Source organism: Variovorax sp. GW823-FHT02B07, assembly GCF_058797695.1.
On the sequence record NZ_JBXAJX010000003.1, the window covers coordinates 125,267 to 143,237 of the forward strand.

The following is a 17,971-nucleotide window of genomic DNA, read 5'->3' on the forward strand; positions in this document are numbered from 1 at the left end:
CTCGTCAAGATCGACCCATGCCCTCTCCCACCCTCGCTCTCGCCACGCTCGACATCGCCGATGCCGAGCCCCACCACATGGCCCGCGTGCAGGCCATCTACAGCCACTACGTGCAGCACGACCTGTGCTCGTTCGAAGAAGAAGTGCCCCCCGTCGCGCAGATGCAGGCGCGCCGCATCGACGTGCAGGAACGCGGCCTGCCGTACCTCGTGGCGCTGAAGGATGGCGAGGTGGCCGGCTACGCCTACGCCGGCCCTTACCGCACGCGCTCGGCCTACCGGCACACGGTGGAAGACTCGATCTACGTCGCGCCCGACATGCACGGCCACGGCATCGGCACGGCGCTGCTGCAGGCGGTGATCCACCGCTGCACCGAGGCGGGCTTCATGCAGATGGTCGCGTGCATCGGCCACAGCGGCAACGCGGGCTCGCAGCGGCTGCATGCGCGCCTGGGCTTCGAGAGCGTCGGCGTGCTGCGCCACGTCGGCTTCAAGTTCGGCCGGTGGGTCGACACCGTGCTGATGCAGCGTGCACTGCGCTGACCCCACCCCGGCGGCGCCGCGGCGCGGATGGCTCGCGCTGCTGTGCGCGAGCCGGCTGCTGCAGGGGATGATCGTCACGGCCTACTCGGGCGTACTGCCGTTCATGCGCGACGACTGGCAGATGACGGCCGCGCAGGCCGGCTCCATCCAGAGCGCCTGGCACGTGGGCTACATGAGTTCGCTGTTCGCCGTGGGCCTGCTGGCCGACCGCTTCGGCCCGCACCGCATCTTCGCGGTCGGTGGCGCGATCGGCGCGGCCGCCTCGCTGGCCTTCGCCCTCTTCGCGCACGACCACCGCTCGGCCCTGCTGCTGTACGGCCTGGCGGGCCTGTGCGCGGGCGCCTCGTACACGCCGGGGCTGCAGCTGCTGTCGCTCAACGCCGGGCCGGCGGTGCGCGGGCGTGCGATGGGCCTGTTCCTCGGCGCGGCGTCGATGGGCTATGCGCTGTCGCTCGCGGTGGTGGCGGGGTTCAGCGTGGTGGCGCACTGGCGCACCGGGCTGCTGGTGGCGGCGGGCTGCACCGTGATGGGCGTGCTGCTGGCCCAGCTCGCGCTGCGGCGCATGGCACCGCCCGTGCCACGGGCCGCCGGTGCGCCGCGCGAAGGCGTGCTGCAGGCCCTGAACGCAACCGTGCGCGACCGGCCCGCGATGGCCGGCAACTGGGCCTACGCCTTCCACTGCTGGGAGCTGATGGCACTGTGGGCCTGGCTGCCCGCCTACCTCATGGCCTCGTCCCGTGGCGGCGCGACCGCGTGGCCGGCCGCGGGCATCGCGCTGGCGGCGTTCGCGCACCTCGTGAGCGTGTTCGGCAGCGTGGTGGGCGGCGCCGCCTCCGACCGGCTGGGCCGCGCGCGCGTGATGATGATCGCCACCCTCGCGAGCCTGGCCCTGTCGTTCAGCTTCGGCTGGATGTGGACCTGGCCGCTGTGGGCGCTGGCCGCGATGGCGGCGCTGTACAACCTGCTGGCCATCGCCGATTCGTCGGTCTACTCGACCGCGCTGGCCGACGTGGTGGCGCCGCACCGGCTCGGCGTGGCGTTCTCGGTGCGCTCGGTGATGGGCTTCGGCGCGGGCGCGCTCAGCCCCTGGGTGTTCGGGCTGGCGCTCGACTGGGGGCAGGCGCGGTTCGGCTTCGGCAGCACGTACGCGTGGGTCGCTGCCTGGAGCTCGGTCGGGCTCGGGGCGCTGCTCGGGCCGTGGATGATCGTCCGTTTTTCCCGCCTTAGCGCGGCAGTGCCTGCGCCCCGCGATAGCCCAGCATCGCGTCGTACAGATCGGTTCGCCGGTCGCGGTGCAGGTCGTTGAGCGGCGTCCAGATCGGCGCGGAGCGCGCGGCGCCCAGGTCGACGTCGGCATAGAGGATGGTTTCTTCCTCGGGCCCGGCGATGCGCCCCATCGGCCAGCCGTTGGTGCCCGCGATCAGCGAGTTGCCCATGAAGCCCGTGCCGCGCTCCTGGCCCACGCGGTCGGCGGTGGCGATGAAGACGTTGTTGGCGTGCGCGGCCGTCATCGTCAGGTAGGCCGCCATGCACACGCCGCTGGCGTCGTACAGCGGCGGCGGTGTCCAGACCCAGCCCGTGGGCACGCAAATGATGTCGGCGCCCTGCTGCGCCACGATGCGCGGCGCCTCGGGAAACCAGATGTCCCAGCACACGAGCAGGCCGATGCGGCCGATCTTCGTCTCGAACACCGGGTAGCCCTCGTTGCCGGGCGTGAACCACAGCTTCTCGTTGTTCCACAGGTGGGTCTTGCGGTAGCGGCCGATGTAGCCCTCGGGGCCGACGAGCACGGCCGTGTCGAACAGCTGCATGCCGTCCTGCTCGGCCAGGCAGCCGACGAGGTACACGCCGTGCTTTGCCGCGAACGCGACCCAGCCCTGCACCGTGGGGCCGTGCGGCACGGGCTCGGCGTGGGCGAAGGCCTCGGCGCGGCCGTTGAAGCAGTAGCCGGTGGTCGCCAGTTCGGGCAGCACGATGAGCTGCGCGCCGCCGGCCACCGCCGCTTCGAGTTGTGCGCGCACCGCGGCGGCGTTGCGCGCGAGGTTCTCGACGCCGACCTGCGGGTCGAACTGCACGACGGCCACGCGCACGGGGCTGGCGCGCAGGCCGGGCACGGCGTCGCCGCCGGAGGGAATGTTTACTGGGACGGTCATGGCCATTTTAGGTTTCAAATTAAAACCAGATGGATGCTAACGGCATCGGTTTTAATTTGCAACCAACTCGGCGCTACGGTCTAATCCCGCCATCCCCGAGGACGCACAGGACAAACACACGATGGCCAGGAGAAAAAGTCTGAGGTTCGACGCCTGCCCGATGGCGCGCGCCCTCGAGATCGTCGGCGACCAGTGGTCGCTGCTGATCGTGCGCGACGCCTTCGACGGCATGCGGCGCTTCGGCGAGTTCCAGCAGAGCCTGGGCGTGGCCAAGAACATCCTGGCCGACCGGCTGAAGTGGCTGGTGCAGGAAGGCGTGTTCGACCTCGTGCCGGCCTCGGACGGCTCGCTCTACCAGGAGTACGCGCTGACGGCCAAGGGACGCGGCCTGTTCCCCGTGGTCGTCGGCCTGCGGCACTGGGGCGAGGCGAACCTATTCGCGCCCGGCGAGCCGCATTCGGTGCTGCTGGAGCGCGAGAACGGTGAGCCGGTAGCGCCGATCGACCTGCGCACGCGCGACGGCCAGCCGCTCGACCCCGCCGCGACCTTCGTGAAGAAGCTGCCCGTCACGGCCCCCTGACCGCGCCGCCCGCTCAGTCGTTGCCGATCGGGTACTCCAGCGCGACGCGGATCTGGCGCGTGTTGAGTTCGGCCTGCGCCTTGTTGTTGCGGTGCTCGCCGTAGCGCAGCAGGAAGGCCAGGCCCTTGGCGCTGCCTTGCTGGACCATGTAGCGCAGCCAGAGGTCGCGCTCCCAGTGCCGGCCGCCCTGCCCGTAGCCCAGCCATGCGTAGCCTCCGCGCGGCGGCACCCGGCTGCCGTCGATGCCACTGCCGCGGATGTAGGCCGCGCCCAGGCTCAACCCGGGCGCGCCCCAACGCGCGGCATCCACTTCGTACCGCAGCTGCCACGACCGCTCATGCGGCGCATTGAAGTCGGACAGCTGCGCCGCATTGCCGAGCCAGACGGCGCCGCGCGTCACGTAGTCGAACGGCGTGTCGCCCGCGACCTTCTGCCAGCCCAGGCCCACGCGGTGGGGGCCGTGGGTGTAGCTGGTCATGAGGCTCGCGGTGGTGTTGTCCACCGGGCCGGCCAACGCGCGGCCCGTGTCCTTGCTGCGGTACACCTGCAGGTCGAAGGACAGCGCACGCTTCTCCGGGAGCGGCACCGTGTAGTGGGCGCCCAGGTAGCCCGTGCGCCAGGTGTCCTCCAGGCGTCCGACATAGGCCGTGAGCGACAGCGAAGCGCTGCCCTTCCAGGTGCCGCCGGCAAAGTCGAACACGTCGCCGCGCGGTGACTTCGGGTCGAGGTAATTGACGATCAACGGGTGGTTCGTGCCGCGCGCATGGCGGTCGGTCGACCCGGTGAAGCGGCCGGCCTGCAGCGTGAGCGTGTCGAACTCGCGGCTCGTCAGCAGCCAGCCGCGCATGGTCTCGGGCAGCAGGCGGGAATCGGACGCGCTGAAGACCGGCGTCTTGACGCGTTGCTCACCCACCGTCAGCACGGTGGCGGAGATGCGCGCCTTCAGCGCCACGCCGCCGCGCGCGATGCCGTCCTGCGCGTAGCCCGCGCCGTCCACCGGCAGCATGCGGATCTTGCCGACGCGCAGATCGTCGCCGTCGAGGCTGCGCGCGAGCGAGGCATGCGCGTCGACGCCGAAGCCGATCCAGCCCGGGGTGAAGCCAGACGCGAGGGTGCCCATGACGCCGTAGCCCCACTCCTGCGCGTAGTCGCTGCGCCGCGCCTTCGGCAGCGTGGCGTTGCGCCCGCCGTTGCTGCGGTCGCCGTGCAGGTAGCTCCGGTGCTCGTACACGCTGCGCTGGAGCACGTGCCAGCGCGTGTCCTCGACGAAGCCGCCGCCTTCGGCCGCGAGGGCGGACGTGCCCAGCATCGCGAGGGCCGCGCCGCAGACCCGCTTCATCGCCGGCCCTTCAAAGGTACTTGAGCCACGCGATGTCGCGGCGCCGCGCCTTCAGGGCGGCGAAGGCGCGCACCGCCGGATACAGCGCAAAGGCCAGCACCCCGGTGACCAGCCACACCATCCAGACGGCGTCGAAGCCGAACAAGCGGCCCTGGTTGGGGCCCCAGATCGCCTCGGCCCCCAGGTAGAGGAACTTGAGCACGTACAGGTGCAGCACGTAGAAGAACATGGGCGCCGCGCCGAACACGGCCAGCGGTGCGAGCCAGGGCGCGCCCTGCCGGCGCTCGAACAGGCGCAGCAGCCACAGCCCCGCGCCGAGCGTCAGCGCGATGAACAGCAGCGACGGCGGGTACTTCGTGACGTTGAGGAAGGCCATCACGGTCGTCAGCGCGCTGTCGCCTGCTGCCCAGGGCTTGTCGCCGTAGGCATCGAGTGCGCGCAGCGCCACGAAGCCAATGAGCAGGCCCACGGCCCACGCGAGCAGCCGCCGCTGGCGCTGCGACGCATCGGCGCCGGGCAGGAACCACGGCCCGGCGACGTAGCCCAGCGCGATCACGCCGATCCACGGCAGCAGCGGGTACGACGTGCGCAGCCTCAGGGCCTCGGACACCTCGATCCAGCCCCGGTCGTGCAGCACCGCCCAAGGCACGTGCAGCACATGGCCGACGGGAAAGTGCACGCCGTCGAGCAGGTTGTGCCCCGCCACCAGCACCACGCCCAACACGACCAGCGCCCGGCGCGGCAGCCACACCAGCGCCGACAACGCCAGCATCGACAGCCCGATCACCCAGATCACCTGCAGGAACACGGTCGCCGGCGGGAACTGGAAGGTCCAGGCAAAGTTGACGACCGTGACCTCCAGCAGCACGAGGAACAGGCCCCGCTTCCACAGGAACGAGGACGCCGCCGCGCGGCCGTCCGCCTGCTTCGCGCCGTAGAGAAAGGCCGACAGCCCGGTCAGGAACACGAACACCGGCGCGCACAGGTGCGCCAGCAGGCGACCGAAGAACAGCGCCGGCGGCGTCTGCGCCACGAGCATCGGGTCGGGCACCTGGTGGTGCAGGTAGAAGGTCTCGCGCACGTGGTCCAGCAGCATGAACAGGATCACGAGGCCGCGCAGCGCGTCGATGGAGAGCAGCCGGGCCGGGGCGCCGGCCCCGGGTGGCAAGGAAGCGGATGAAACGTCGGGCATTTAATTATTGCGAATTGATTCGCAATAATTTACAGCATCGGACGATGCACCCTCCTGAAGGGTTTGAAGGGCCGGTTTATTCGCCGAGCAGTTCGCCGATCGGCTGCAGGTCTTCCACCCGGTCGCAGATCGACTTGATGACCATGGTGATCGGGATGCCCAGCAGCAGCCCCCAGATGCCCCACAGCCAGCCCCAGAAGATCACGCCCACGAACACCGCCACCGGGTTCATGCGGCTGGTGCGGCTGGTGAGCCAGGGCATCAGCAGGTTGCCCACCACCGTGTGGATGGCCAGCGACACGCCGCCCACCAGCAGCGCCATCTCGATGCTGCTGAACTGCAGGAAGGCCACGAGCCCCGCCGCCACCAGCACGATCACCGAGCCGATGTAGGGAATGAGGTTGGTGACGGCCGCGATGATTCCCCACACGGCCGCGTTCTCCACGCCGAGCAGCCAGAACGCCAGGCCGGTGGTCAGCCCCACCAGCCCACTCACCAGGATCTGCACCAGCAGGTAGCGTTCGATGTTGCGCGTGATGTCGTCCAGCACGTGCACCGTGACCTTCTTCTTCTGCAGGCTGGGCCCGGTGATCTTGATGAGCTTGCGCCGGAAGGTGTCGCCCGAGCACAGCGCAAAGTAGGTGAGGAAGGCCACCAGCGTGAGCTGCCCCAAGGCGTTGAGCAGGCCGACCGTGCCGCTGAGCAGGTAGTCGCGCACGTTGAAGCCCGGCCGCTCGATCACGACGCGCGCCACGCCCTTGCGCGAGGCGACGCGCGCGGAGTTTTCCTCGGCCGCTTTCTCCAGCTGCGCGGCGGCCTGCTGCACGCTGTCCAGCGGGGTGGCGCTGGCGTTCTTGTCGCGGCGCATGGCCTGGCCGAGTTTTTGCGCGGCGACCGGCAGCGAATCGAGCAGCTGCGAGGCGCTGCCCGAGAGCGAGTAGCCGGTCCACCCGAGCCCGCCGAACAGGCCCAGCAGGATCGCCGCCGCGCCGATCCAGCGCGGCACGTACCAGCGGTGCAGGCGCTCGACCAGCGGCGACAGCGCGTAGTTCAGCAGCAGGCTCAGCATCAGGGGCACGAACACGGCCTGCCCCCAGCGCAGCGCGAAGACGCTGGCGAGCACGGCCAGCACCACCAGCGAGGCGCTGCGCACGTCGACCGGCATGTGCAGCACGAAGCGCCTGCGCAGGGCGGAGGTCGCCTCTTCGGCGGTCGCGCTCGGTTCGACCGGCGCTGCGGGCTCGACGGGGTCGACCGGCGGCGCCGGCACCGGTGCGGGCGCAGGCGGCGGCTCATCCGCAGCCACCGGCCGTTCAGGCGCCGGTTTCGGGCCGGCCGGGGTGTCGTCGGTCATCGCGATTCCTTCAGCATCTCGCGCACCGCGGCCAGCTGGCGGCGCGACACCGCCACGGGCTCGGGCACCGAGTCGAGCCGCAGCGCCCAGCCTTCGGCGTCCTCGCCGTCGTCGTAGCGCTCCAGCGCGCGGATCGCCGCGCGCGCCACCAGCGCGTTGCGGTGCACGCGCAGGAAGCGATGCGGGTAGCGCTCCTCGAAGTCGTTGAGCGAGCCGTCGAGGATGTGGCTGCGCGTGGCGGTGCGCACCGTGAGGTACTTGTATTCGGACTTGAGGTAGAGCACCTCGGACAGCGGCACGCGCTCGGCGCGGCCCCGGTCCTGGATCAGCACGCACTCGGGCGTGGCCTCGGTCGCCGGCTGGGCGGCGCGGCGCTCCTTCAGGAAGCGCTCGACCTTCTGCAGCGCCTGCTGCAGCCGCTCGGCGCGCACGGGCTTGGTGAGGTAGTCGACCGCCTCCAGCTCGAAGGCCGTGACCGCGTGGCTGGCGTGCGCCGTCACGAACACCACGGCCGGCGCGTCGGGCCGGCTGCGCAGCGCGCGCGCCACCTCGATGCCGTCGACGCCGGGCATGTGCACGTCGAGCAGCACGAGGTCGAGGTCCATCGCGGCCAGGTGGGCCAGCGCCTCTTCGCCCTGCGCGGCCTCGGCCGCCACCTCGGCGGCGGGCGAGGTGCAGTCGCGCAGCAGCGTGCGCAGGCGCGAGCGGGCCAGGGCTTCGTCGTCAACGATCAGGGTCTTGAGGCTCATGATTCGGCGGGGATGGCAATGCGTACGCGGTAGTTCTTCTGGTCCATGCCGGCGCTGAACTGCATCTGCATGTCGTGCAGCAGGCGCAGCCGCTCGCGCACGTTGTCCAGGGCGATGCCGTGGCCGCGCGGCAACGGCTCGTCGGCCCAGCGCAGCGGCGGCAGGCTGTTGACCACCTCGATCACGACCATGCCACCGCGACGCTCGGTGCGGATGCGCAGCTTGCCGCCCTCGGGGCTGGGCTCCACGCCGTGCTTGATGGCGTTCTCGACCAGCGGCTGCAGCAGCAGCGGCGGCAGGCGCGCGTCGCTGGCGGCGGCATCGAGGTCCCAGCGGATGCGCAGGCGCTCGCCGAAGCGCACCTGCTCGATGGCCAGGTAGCGCTCGGCCAGCGCGATCTCGTCGGCCAGCGTGCCCGATTCGCCCGGCACGGTGAGCGCCTGGCGGAACAGCTCGGCCAGGTCTTCGAGCATGGTCTCGGCCTTGGCCGGCTCTTCGCGCACCAGCGCGATGGCGCTGTTGAGCGTGTTGAACAGGAAGTGCGGGCGGATGCGCGACTGCAGCTCTTCGAGCCGGGCCGTGGTGGCGGCCGGCGTCTGGCCGCGCGCGCGCAGCACCATCGCCGCCATCACCAGCCCCGCGAACAGCGCGCCGGCCAGCGCGCTGGCCAGCCAGGGCGCGCTGGCGATCACGCCGGTCAGGCGCAGCAGGCCGCAGCCGTACAGCGAGGCCACGGCGCCCAGCACGGCGCCGGCGGCGTACTGGCCCGGGGGCGGCAGGCGCCGCAGCTGCTTCTTGAGCCCGCAGGCCGCCACCAGCCACAGCAGCGTGGCGGGCAGCGCGCCGCCGGTGACCGTGGCCGCCTGCACCAGCCATTCGCCGAAGGAGCCGACCACGAACAACGTGGCCACCGCCACCACCGCTTCGACGAACACCACGGTGCGCAGCACCACGCCAATCTGGCAGGCGTCGAACAGCGCCGGGCCGCCGCGCACGGGCGCGCGCGCGCGTTCCGGGGACGAAGCGGACGTGGAGGGGGAGCTGGCCGATAAAATCGCCGGGTTGCGCATCGCAGACATCAGATCCATCGGGTGACCAACCCATTATTGCCTTCCTGGACGGCTCCCATGACCCAAAACCAACTCGACAAGAAATCCGAAGCCTGGTCGGCCCTGTTCTCCGAACCGATGAGCGACCTGGTGAAGCGCTACACCTCCAGCGTCTTCTTCGACAAGCGCCTGTGGCAGGCCGACATCGAGGGCTCGCTGGCGCACGCCGGCATGCTCGCGGCCCAGGGCATCATCAGCGTGCAGGACCACGCCGCCATCGAGCGCGGCATGGCGCAGATCCGTGGCGAGATCGAGGCCGGCAGCTTCGAATGGAAGCTCGACCTCGAGGACGTGCACCTGAACATCGAGGCCCGCCTGACCCAGCTCGTGGGCGACGCCGGCAAGCGCCTGCACACCGGCCGCAGCCGCAACGACCAGGTCGCCACCGACGTGCGCCTGTGGCTGCGCGGCGAGATCGACCTCATCGGCGACCTGCTGGTTGAGCTGCAGAAGGCGCTGGTGGACATCGCCGAGAAGAACGTCGAGGTGATCCTGCCCGGCTTCACCCACCTGCAGGTGGCCCAGCCCGTGAGCTTCGGCCACCACATGCTGGCCTACGTGGAAATGTTCAGCCGCGACGCCGAGCGCATGGGCGAGGTGCGCAAGCGCGTCAACCGCCTGCCGCTGGGCGCCGCCGCCCTGGCCGGCACCAGCTACCCGCTGGACCGCGAACTCGTGGCGCGCACCCTGAAGATGGACAGCGTCTGCCAGAACAGCCTGGACGCCGTGAGCGACCGCGACTTCGCGATCGAATTCACCGCCGCCGCCAGCCTGTGCATGGTGCACGTGAGCCGCCTGAGCGAAGAGCTCATCATCTGGATGAGCCAGAACTTCGGCTTCATCAACATCGCCGACCGCTTCACCACCGGCTCGTCGATCATGCCGCAGAAGAAGAACCCCGACGTGCCCGAGCTGGCGCGCGGCAAGACCGGCCGCGTGGTCGGCCACCTGATGGCGCTCATCACGCTCATGAAGGGCCAGCCGCTGGCCTACAACAAGGACAACCAGGAAGACAAGGAGCCGCTGTTCGACACCGTCGACACGCTCAAGGACACCCTGCGCATCTTTGCCGAGATGATCGGCGGCATCACCGTGAAGCCGCAGGCCATGGAAGCCGCCGCGCTGCGCGGCTACGCCACCGCCACCGATCTGGCCGACTACCTCGTGAAGAAGGGCCTGCCCTTCCGCGACGCGCACGAAACCGTGGCCCACGCCGTGAAGGCCGCCACCTCGCACCAGGTCGACCTGTCGGAGCTGCCGCTGGCCGTGCTGCAGCAGTTCAACCCGAACATCGAGAAGGACGTCTACGACGTGCTGAGCCTGCGCGGCTCGCTCAACGCCCGCAACGTGCTGGGCGGCACCGCGCCCGTGCAGGTCAAGGCTCAGGTCGCCCGCCACCGCGCGCGCCTGGGCTGAAGCCCGCGGCCGCACCACCGAGGGCCGCGCTTCATGTTCTACGCCATCCCGCTCGAAAACAAACCGAGCTGGCGCAACCCGCCGTGGATGACGGTGCTGCTGATCCTCCTGAACATGCTCGTGTTCTGGGGGCCGCAGCGCAGCGAAGAAAACGGCCGCGAGCGCGCGGCGCAGTTCTACGTGCAGAGCGTGCTGCCCGAACTGGAGCTGCCGCCCTTCGTCGAGTGGCTCGAAAAGACCGACCCCAAGCGCGGCAAGCTGGCGCGCCGCATGCTGGCCCATGAAGAGGCCTACCCGCAGCTGCTCGAAGGCCTGCAGAACGACCAACCCTTCCTGAAGAAGCTGCGCGCCGACCAGGTCGTGAAGCCCGCGAACCCGCGCTTCGACGAATGGCAGCGCGACCGCCGCCAGTACGAGGCGATGCTGCCCGCGCCGTTCACCGCGCGCTGGTCGCAGGACTACGGCAAGGACGCCGAATTCAAGCCCTGGACCTGGCTCACCGCCGCCTTCCTGCACGGCAGCACGGGCCACCTGCTGGGCAACATGCTGTTCCTCTTCCTGTTCGGCTTCTCGGTCGAGCTGGCGCTGGGGCGCGGCACCTACCTGAGCTTCTACCTGCTGGGCGGCGTGGGCTCCGCATTGCTGGCCGGCTGGGCCTATGCGGGCAAGGGCGGCTACGGGCTGGGCGCCTCGGGCGCGATCTCGGCATTGATGGGCATGTACGCCGTGATGTACCGGCTGCGGCGCATCCGCTTTTTCTACCAGCTGTTCTTCTATTTCAACTACGTCACGGCGCCCGCCCTGCTGCTGTTGCCGGCCTGGATCGTCAACGAGCTGGTGCAGCACTGGATCGGCGGCCAGGGCATCGCCTACATGGCCCACCTGGGCGGCCTGCTGACGGGCGCCGCGCTGATGGCCGGCGCCATGTGGCTGGGCCGCGTGAAGACGCCCGAGACCGTGAAGTCGGAAATGGTGACCGACGACCACCGCTTCGAGCAGCACGTGGCCGCTGCGCGCAGGCTGTCGGCGGCGATGAAGTTCGAGCCCGCGTGCGTTGAATGGCGCGCCGCCGCCGCCCTGCGCCCCGGCGACACCGACACGCTGCGCGCCTGGTTCCACACTGCGCGCCTGCAGCCCGCCAGCGACGATTTCCACCAGGCCGCGCGCCGCATCTTCCGCCTGCCCGCCACCGACGCCGACACCCTGGCGCTGCAGCACGCCAGCTTCACGACCTACCTCGACCAGGCCAAACCGGGCGTGCGCCTGAAGCCCGACGACATGGCCCGGCTGGCGCGCCGCTTCGCGCGCATCCGCCAGTTCGGCGATGCCGACAAGCTCTGCCGCATCCTGCTAAAGACCGCGCCCGACCACCCCGAGCTGGCCGACACGCTCTCGGTGTGCGCCAACGGGCTGCTGCACGCGGGCGAACGCGATCGCGCCCTGGGCCTGCTGCCGCACCTGCTGCGGCTGGCGCCCAACGACATGGTCACGCGCGCGTTGCAACGCACGTAAAAAACCCGGCGCGAGGCCGGGTTCGTTGATGAAGCGCCGCTGCGCTTACTTGTCGTTGTGCAGGTAGGTGGCCTGCTTCGGCAGCAGCAGGCTGACCAGGAAGGCCACGCCCATCATCGCCGTCACGTACCAGTAGAAGTACGACTCGTGGCCGATCGACTTCAGGCCCAGCGCCACGTACTCCGCGCTGCCGCCGAAGATGGCGTTGCCCACCGCGTACGACAGGCCCACGCCCAGCGCGCGCACTTCGGGCGGGAACATCTCGGCCTTCACGATGCCGCTGATCGAGGTGTAGAAGCTCACCACCGCCAGCGCCAGCGTGATCAGCACGCCGGCCATCAGCGGGCTGCTCACGTTTTGCAGGTTGCTCAGCACGGGCACCGTCATCAGCGCGCCCAGGGCGCCGAACAGCAGCATGTTGCTGCGACGGCCAATGCGGTCCGACAGCGCGCCGAACAGCGGCTGCATGCACATGTACAGGAAGAGGCACGCCGTCATCACGTTGCTGGCGGTCTTGATCGACATGCCGGCCGAGTTCACCAGGTACTTCTGCATGTAGGTGGTGAAGGTGTAGAAGATCAGCGAGCCGCCGGCCGTGTAGCCCAGCACGACGAGGAAGGCGCGCTTGTGGTGCTTGAACAGCTCGGCGACGCTGCCGGCGCCCTTGGCGGCGCGGGTCTTGGTGCTGGCGGTCTCGGTCAGCGTGCGGCGCAGCATCAGCGCCACGACGGCGGCCAGGGCACCCAGCACGAAGGGAATGCGCCAGCCCCAGGCCTTGAGCTCGGCCTCGGTGAGCAGCTGCTGCAGCACCACCACGGCCACCACGGCCAGCAGCTGGCCGCCGATCAGCGTGACGTACTGGAACGACGAGAAGAAGCCGCGCTGGCCGCGCATCGCCACTTCGCTCATGTAGGTGGCGGTGGTGCCGTACTCGCCACCGACCGACAGGCCCTGCAGCAGGCGCGCGGCCAGCAGCAGCGCGGGCGCCCAGGCGCCGATCTGCGCGTAGGTGGGCAGGCAGGCAATGACCAGCGAGCCGACGCACATCATGACGACCGAGGTCACCATCGACGTCTTGCGGCCCTTGCGGTCGGCCAGCCGGCCGAACAGCCAGCCGCCGATCGGGCGCATCAGGAAGCCGGCGGCGAACACGCCGGCGGTGTTCAGCAGCTGGACCGTCGGGTCCGACTTGGGGAAGAACGAGGGCGCGAAGTAGATCGCGCAGAAGGCGTAGACGTAGAAGTCGAACCACTCCACCAGGTTGCCGGACGAGGCGGCAAAGATGGCGAAGATGCGCTTGCGCTTTTCCTCGAAGGTGTAGGGGGTGGTGTCGCGGGTCGCGTCCGGGCTGGAAGCGCCGGCGCTCGTGCTGCTGCTGGCAATGGCGGTCATGCGGGGGGTCCTTGTCTCTGGCTGCAGCCCCCGCGAAGCCCGCGGAAAGCCGTGCCGGGGAGTCTGGTCCGCCGGGGGCGCGCTGTCGTCCGTAGGGCCCCCGCCGCGGGACTGCGTACCGGTACGCAGGGGTAAACCCTAAGTTCCAGCCAGAGGTTGGGGCGCCTTCAGGGCGACGCTCCCGCCGACGGGGCACCTTGCTCCGCGAATGTCCCCCGGGCTTCGCCCTCCTCCTTGATTTCGCTGCGCAAGGCGCCCCATCGGCGTGAGCGTCATCAGTGCAATCGTTGATCGGCGAGCACCCACAGCGTGCCCTGTGCCCAGGGCACTGGGTGCTTCCCGCAGCGAAATCAAGGAGGAGCCGAAGGCGGGGGACATTCGCGGAGGGAAGTACCCGGTGGCCTGGGCACGCGCCCCGAACGGCCCCTACAACCCGTGCTCGCGCAGGAAGCGATCCAGCTCCAGGCTGCTCGAAAAGCCCAGCTTCGCGAACATGTGCGCCCGGTGCGTTTCCACCGTGCGCAGCTCCAACGGCGCGAGTTCCTGCGCGATGCGCTTGTTGGGCAGGCCTTCGGCCACGAGCCGGGCGACCTGCATCTCGCGCGGCGTGAGCTTGGCCCACAGCGCCTGCGCGGCCTGCCGGGCCTGGCGGCGCACGGCGATCTCCTCGGCCTTTTGCAATGCCTTGGCGATGCTGTCGAGCAGGCGCTCGTCGTTGCAGGGCTTTTCCAGCCAGCCGAAGGCGCCGTTCTGCACCGCCTCGACCGCCATCGGGATGTCGCCGTGCCCGGACAGGAAGATCACGACCAGCGGGCTGTCCTGCGCGCGCAGCGCGTCGAACACCTGCAGCCCGCTCATGCCCTCCATGCGCAGGTCGAGGATGGCGCAGCCCGGGCGCTGCAGGTCGGCGCCGGCCAGGAAGGCCTCGCCCGAGGCAAAGGCCTGCACCGCATGGCCGCGCGACAGCAGCAGCAGGCCCAGGGAGCGGCGCACGGCCTCGTCGTCGTCGACGACGCACAGGTGGTTGGCAAGCAGGGGTGCGTTCACGGGGAAGCCTCCAGTTCGAGGGTGAAGACCGTGCCGCCGCCGGGCCGGTCGGCAAACGACAAGCGGCCGCGGTGGGCCTCCACGATGGTGCGGCAGATGTTCAGGCCCAGCCCGAGCCCGCCGGCCTTGGTGGTGAAGAAAGGCGCGAAGACCTGCTCGGCCAGCGCGGCGTCGATGCCCGGGCCGTGGTCGGCGATGCGGATGTGCACGCGGCCTTCGCGCAGTTCGGCCTCGACCTCGACCATGCGCCGCTCGGGCGGCGTGCCCTGCTGCATCGCCTGCAGGCTGTTGGACAGCAGGTTCAGCAGCACCTGCTCAAGCAGCACGCGGTCGCCGCGCACCGGCGGCAGCGCGGGCGGAATGCGCACCTCGGCGCGCACCTGCCGCTGGCGCATCTCGCCCTGCAGCAGCGCCAGCGCATTGGCCACCAGCGCGGCCACGGCGCAGTCTTCGGTGCCGGCGGTGCGCTGGCGCACGAAGCCGCGGATGCGCCGCACGATCTCGGCGCTGCGCTTGGCCTGCGCCACGGTCTCGTCGAGGCTGCTGGCCAGCAGCGGCTGGTTGCCCTGCGCGGCAAAGGCCTTGGCGGCGCTGGCGAAGTTGCTCAGCGCCATCAGCGGCTGGTTGAGTTCGTGGGCCAGCGTGGAGGCCATCTCGCCCAGGCTGGCCAGGCGCTGCGCGTGCTGCAGCTGCTCGTCGTTCTGGCGCTGGCGCAGCTCGGCGCGCTTCTGCTCGGTGATGTCGACCACCGAGCTCATCCAGCCGCTGTGGCGGCCGTCGGCGTCGATGAGCCGCGCGGTGTAGACCATGGTGATGACCTCGTGCCCGTCGCGGTGCCGCAGGCGCGACTCGAAGCCCGAGCGCGCGGGCTGCCCGCTCATCATGGCCTCGTAGTGGAACCAGTGCTGCGTCACGTCGTCGGGGTGCCAGTAGGGGTACGGCGGCAGCCGCCCCAGCAGCTCGTCGGCGCCGTAGCCGGTCATCTCGCAGAAGGCCGGGTTGACGTAGATGATGCGGCCCTGCAGGTCGCGCGCGCGCATGCCAACCAGCAGCGAGTCTTCCATCGCCTTGCGGAAGGCGTGGGCCTGGTCCAGCTCGTGGGTGCGCTCGCGCACGCGCAGCTCCAGGTCGCGCCGCGCGTCGCGCTGCTCGGCGAAGCGGCGCTCGCGCAGCCGCCAGTACAGCGCGCCCAGCAGCAGCACGCCGGCGCCCAGCAGGCCGAGCATCCAGGTGCGCTCACGCGCGCGGGTGACTTCGGCGTGGTCGGCCATCACCGTCAGGGTCCAGCCCAGGTCGGGCAGCGGCTCGTCCACGGCGAGGAAACGGCGCGCCTTGCCGCCGACCGTGGTGCGCACCAGGTAGCCCGGCGCGCCCTCGAGGTGCTCGACGCGCCAGGGCAACGGCGCGAAGCGGGTGCGCGCGCCGTACTGCTGGTCGTGCTCGATGCCGGCCAGGTCGGCGGGGCTCAGCGCCCGCGTGGCCTGGTACATCCAGCCCGGCACCGAGCTCAGGAACACGATGCCGCGCGCGTCGGTCAGCAGGATCGGATCGCGCACGAAGGCCCAGGCGTCGTGCAACTGGCGCAGGCTGACCTTGACGGTGACCACGCCCAGCACCTCGCCGCCGCCCTCGGCGCGCACCGGCGCCGACATGAACAGCCCCGGCTCGCCCGTGGTCTGGCCCACGCCGTAGAACAGGCCACGCCGCCCGGCCCGCGCATCGAGAAAGTACGGCCGGTTGGCGTACGACTCGCCCACGAAGCTCTGCGGCGTGGCCCAGTTGCTCGCGGCCAGCGTGAGGCCCTGCGGGTCGGTGAGGTACAGCGCGTCGGAGCCCGCGAGGCGGTTCACTTCCTCGATGTGGTGGTTGGCGCGCTGCCGCGCGGCGGGGTCCTGCGGATGGGCCAGCACGGCCAGCACGTCGGGGTGCATGCCGGCGGTGAACGGCAGGTAGCCGTACTTGCCGGCGGCGTCGCGCAGGCCGAGCACGTGCACTTCCATGGCGCGGCGGATCGAGTCGGCCTGGAAGTTCGCCTCGCGCCGCGCGGCCCACTGGCCGGCCACGGCGATCAGCAGCAGCGCCAGCGCGACGGCAGCTGCCCAGGCCACCAGCGCGCGGCGGCGGGAGCGCGTCGGCGATGGAGATGAAGGAGCAGGAAGGGACGGTTCGGGCGTGAGGGGCGGCATGGGAGGCGGGTCCGCAGGTCCGGCCGGCGCGGCGTGCGGAATTTTGCCCTGATCCGCGGGCCGGCCCTCTCTCAGGCCGCCGGCCGCAGCAGCCAGCGCACTTCCTGCGTCTGCTCGCTCTCGGGGTAGCGGGCCTCGAGCGTGGTCAGGATCGGCTGCGCCATGTCCGTGCGGCCCAGCCCCTGCACCAGCGCGCGGGCCGCGAGTTCGTAGGCCTGCGGGATCGCCGCGTGGCCGCGGAAGCGCTTGTCGAAGCCCGACAGCAGCGCGAGCGTGCCGTGCGCGTCGCCGCCGCGCCATTCGGCGCGGGCCATCGCGATGACCATCGCCGGGTCGTCGAGCACGAAGGTCTTGTCGATGGCGCGGCAGGCCTTGAAAACCTTCAGCGCATCCGATGCGAGGTCGCGCCGCATCAACAGCGGAATGAAGCGGCGCGCGTGGTCGAACAGCGTGTCCTTCTTCTCGGGCATGAGCGCCAGCACGCGGTGGTAGCGGCGCTGCGCGGCCAGGTCGTCGGCGTCGGCGGTGCGCTGCGCCTCGTAGGCGATGCCGAGCGCGGCGGCCAGGTCGCCGTCGGTGATGCACTGCGCCACCTCGGCGTCGGTGCGCTGCGCGGCGATCTGCGCGGGCGTGCGGCGGTCGGCCGGCGCGCCGATGTCGGCACCCGCGCCGGGCACGAGGTCGATGCCGAAGGCGTCGTGGTGCTGGTACATCACGTAGCCCAGGAGGCTCGCCATCACCCAACCGAAGTAGATGAACGCGAAGTTGACGATCGGCAGCACGATGCGCCCGTCGAACACCGGCAGCACCATCGAGATCGCCACCTGCGCGCCCGTGCTCAGCAGGAACAGGAAGAAGCACAGCAGCGCATAGGGCCAGCCGATGGTGCGCATCGCGTCCATCACGTAGCCCGGGTTCATGGCCTGGAAGAAGCTGCCCGACTGCACCAGCACGATCACCGCCGCCGGGAAGGTGAAGGACATGATGAACAGCCCCACCGTGCCCAGCACCGGCTCGTACCACGCGAGCCAGCCGATGAGCATCGTCTGCACCAGCGAGATGGCGAAGAGCTTCCACGGCAGGTAGGTCCACTCGTCGCTCGACTCGCGCCCGAAGTCGGCCGAGTCGCGGATGCCGCGCGCGCCCAGCGCGATGACCTTGAAGCCGTAGCGGCTGGCCGCCAGGATGATGCCGACCTCGATGACGACGAAGGCCAGCGCATCGGGCAGGAAGAACACGGCCTCGAACAGCAGGCTGCAGAACGACAGCACCAGGCCGTAGGCCAGCGGCCGCAGCTGGAGCGGAAAGGCGAAGAAGCTGTTGAGGCGGTGCCAGAACGGCGGGGGCGGCGGCAGGGAGTCGCGGTCGATCATGGCGGGGCCTGTGGCGTTGCTGCTGCG

The 17,971-nt window shown here is 70.4% G+C and carries 15 protein-coding genes; 5 read left to right on the plus strand and 10 right to left on the minus strand.

The annotated features are described in order from the left end of the window. Positions 1-17: 17 nt before the first annotated feature. Both AC1RGU_RS18330 and AC1RGU_RS18335 read left to right on the plus strand, forming a co-directional pair. A complete protein-coding gene (locus AC1RGU_RS18330; protein ID WP_492697216.1) occupies positions 18-542 on the plus strand; it encodes a GNAT family N-acetyltransferase in 525 nt (174 codons plus the stop codon). Beyond that, positions 529-1,848, plus strand: a complete 1,320-nt coding sequence (locus AC1RGU_RS18335) for an MFS transporter (protein WP_492697218.1) — start codon at positions 529-531, stop codon at positions 1,846-1,848. The genes AC1RGU_RS18330 and AC1RGU_RS18335 overlap by 14 nt, the downstream gene beginning before the upstream one ends. Here the strand turns inward: AC1RGU_RS18335 and AC1RGU_RS18340 are convergent. Next, positions 1,766-2,695 (minus strand): nitrilase family protein, encoded by a 930-nt coding sequence (locus tag AC1RGU_RS18340; RefSeq protein WP_492697220.1) that lies wholly within the window; start codon positions 2,693-2,695, stop codon positions 1,766-1,768. The genes AC1RGU_RS18335 and AC1RGU_RS18340 overlap by 83 nt on opposite strands. A gap of 121 nt (positions 2,696-2,816) precedes the next feature. Between AC1RGU_RS18340 and AC1RGU_RS18345 the strand changes: the two genes are divergently transcribed. Further along, positions 2,817-3,275: a winged helix-turn-helix transcriptional regulator gene (locus AC1RGU_RS18345; RefSeq protein WP_095746483.1), complete on the plus strand. Its 459-nt coding sequence runs from the start codon at positions 2,817-2,819 to the stop codon at positions 3,273-3,275. A 13-nt stretch (positions 3,276-3,288) separates the two neighbouring features. Here AC1RGU_RS18345 and AC1RGU_RS18350 read toward each other — a convergent pair whose 3' ends face one another. From AC1RGU_RS18350 to AC1RGU_RS18370, 5 genes are all read right to left on the minus strand, one after another. After that, the gene (locus AC1RGU_RS18350) at positions 3,289-4,614 is read right to left on the minus strand and encodes an OprD family outer membrane porin (RefSeq protein WP_492697222.1); all 1,326 of its coding nucleotides are present in this window, start codon (positions 4,612-4,614) and stop codon (positions 3,289-3,291) included. Positions 4,615-4,624: 10 nt separating this feature from the next. Then, positions 4,625-5,806 carry an acetyltransferase domain-containing protein gene (locus tag AC1RGU_RS18355; RefSeq protein WP_492697224.1) on the minus strand — a complete coding sequence of 394 codons (1,182 nt, stop codon included), beginning with the start codon at positions 5,804-5,806 and terminating at the stop codon, positions 4,625-4,627. 76 nt (positions 5,807-5,882) lie between these two features. Beyond that, entirely contained in the window at positions 5,883-7,160 is a 1,278-nt protein-coding gene (locus tag AC1RGU_RS18360; protein WP_492697226.1) for an AI-2E family transporter, read from the minus strand. After that, on the minus strand, positions 7,157-7,909 hold the full coding sequence (locus tag AC1RGU_RS18365) for a LytR/AlgR family response regulator transcription factor (protein WP_492697228.1): 753 nt from the start codon (positions 7,907-7,909) through the stop codon (positions 7,157-7,159). Before AC1RGU_RS18365 ends, AC1RGU_RS18360 begins: the two co-directional genes overlap by 4 nt. Continuing rightward, positions 7,906-8,979 (minus strand): sensor histidine kinase, encoded by a 1,074-nt coding sequence (locus AC1RGU_RS18370; protein WP_062474364.1) that lies wholly within the window; start codon positions 8,977-8,979, stop codon positions 7,906-7,908. Before AC1RGU_RS18370 ends, AC1RGU_RS18365 begins: the two co-directional genes overlap by 4 nt. A gap of 57 nt (positions 8,980-9,036) precedes the next feature. Here AC1RGU_RS18370 and argH point away from each other — a divergent pair, with 57 nt between their 5' ends. Continuing rightward, positions 9,037-10,434, plus strand: coding sequence for an argininosuccinate lyase (argH, locus tag AC1RGU_RS18375; protein ID WP_095746486.1), 1,398 nt, complete (start codon positions 9,037-9,039; stop codon positions 10,432-10,434). 33 nt (positions 10,435-10,467) lie between these two features. Further along, on the plus strand, positions 10,468-11,946 hold the full coding sequence (locus tag AC1RGU_RS18380; RefSeq protein WP_492697230.1) for a rhomboid family intramembrane serine protease: 1,479 nt from the start codon (positions 10,468-10,470) through the stop codon (positions 11,944-11,946). A gap of 45 nt (positions 11,947-11,991) precedes the next feature. Here AC1RGU_RS18380 and AC1RGU_RS18385 read toward each other — a convergent pair whose 3' ends face one another. The 4 genes from AC1RGU_RS18385 to AC1RGU_RS18400 form a co-directional block, all read right to left on the minus strand. Beyond that, positions 11,992-13,338 (minus strand): MFS family transporter, encoded by a 1,347-nt coding sequence (locus AC1RGU_RS18385; RefSeq protein WP_095949595.1) that lies wholly within the window; start codon positions 13,336-13,338, stop codon positions 11,992-11,994. 426 nt (positions 13,339-13,764) lie between these two features. Continuing rightward, entirely contained in the window at positions 13,765-14,385 is a 621-nt protein-coding gene (locus tag AC1RGU_RS18390) for a response regulator transcription factor (protein ID WP_056572153.1), read from the minus strand. After that, on the minus strand, positions 14,382-16,571 hold the full coding sequence (locus AC1RGU_RS18395; RefSeq protein ID WP_492697232.1) for an ATP-binding protein: 2,190 nt from the start codon (positions 16,569-16,571) through the stop codon (positions 14,382-14,384). The genes AC1RGU_RS18390 and AC1RGU_RS18395 overlap by 4 nt, the downstream gene beginning before the upstream one ends. A 71-nt stretch (positions 16,572-16,642) precedes the next feature. Continuing rightward, positions 16,643-17,944, minus strand: coding sequence for a hypothetical protein (locus tag AC1RGU_RS18400; protein WP_492684656.1), 1,302 nt, complete (start codon positions 17,942-17,944; stop codon positions 16,643-16,645). Positions 17,945-17,971 lie beyond the last annotated feature (27 nt).

Bases quoted from the DNA above. Each gene is read 5' to 3' on its own strand.
- AC1RGU_RS18330 (WP_492697216.1), top strand. From the start codon at position 18: ATGCCCTCTCCCACCCTCGCTCTCGCCACGCTCGACATCGCCGATGCC.
- AC1RGU_RS18340 (WP_492697220.1), bottom strand. From the start codon at position 2,695: ATGACCGTCCCAGTAAACATTCCCTCCGGCGGCGACGCCGTGCCCGGC.
- AC1RGU_RS18345 (WP_095746483.1), top strand. From the start codon at position 2,817: ATGGCCAGGAGAAAAAGTCTGAGGTTCGACGCCTGCCCGATGGCGCGC.
- AC1RGU_RS18350 (WP_492697222.1), bottom strand. From the start codon at position 4,614: ATGAAGCGGGTCTGCGGCGCGGCCCTCGCGATGCTGGGCACGTCCGCC.
- AC1RGU_RS18355 (WP_492697224.1), bottom strand. From the start codon at position 5,806: ATGCCCGACGTTTCATCCGCTTCCTTGCCACCCGGGGCCGGCGCCCCG.
- AC1RGU_RS18360 (WP_492697226.1), bottom strand. From the start codon at position 7,160: ATGACCGACGACACCCCGGCCGGCCCGAAACCGGCGCCTGAACGGCCG.
- AC1RGU_RS18365 (WP_492697228.1), bottom strand. From the start codon at position 7,909: ATGAGCCTCAAGACCCTGATCGTTGACGACGAAGCCCTGGCCCGCTCG.
- AC1RGU_RS18370 (WP_062474364.1), bottom strand. From the start codon at position 8,979: ATGCGCAACCCGGCGATTTTATCGGCCAGCTCCCCCTCCACGTCCGCT.
- argH (WP_095746486.1), top strand. From the start codon at position 9,037: ATGACCCAAAACCAACTCGACAAGAAATCCGAAGCCTGGTCGGCCCTG.
- AC1RGU_RS18380 (WP_492697230.1), top strand. From the start codon at position 10,468: ATGTTCTACGCCATCCCGCTCGAAAACAAACCGAGCTGGCGCAACCCG.
- AC1RGU_RS18385 (WP_095949595.1), bottom strand. From the start codon at position 13,338: ATGACCGCCATTGCCAGCAGCAGCACGAGCGCCGGCGCTTCCAGCCCG.
- AC1RGU_RS18395 (WP_492697232.1), bottom strand. From the start codon at position 16,571: ATGCCGCCCCTCACGCCCGAACCGTCCCTTCCTGCTCCTTCATCTCCA.
- AC1RGU_RS18400 (WP_492684656.1), bottom strand. From the start codon at position 17,944: ATGATCGACCGCGACTCCCTGCCGCCGCCCCCGCCGTTCTGGCACCGC.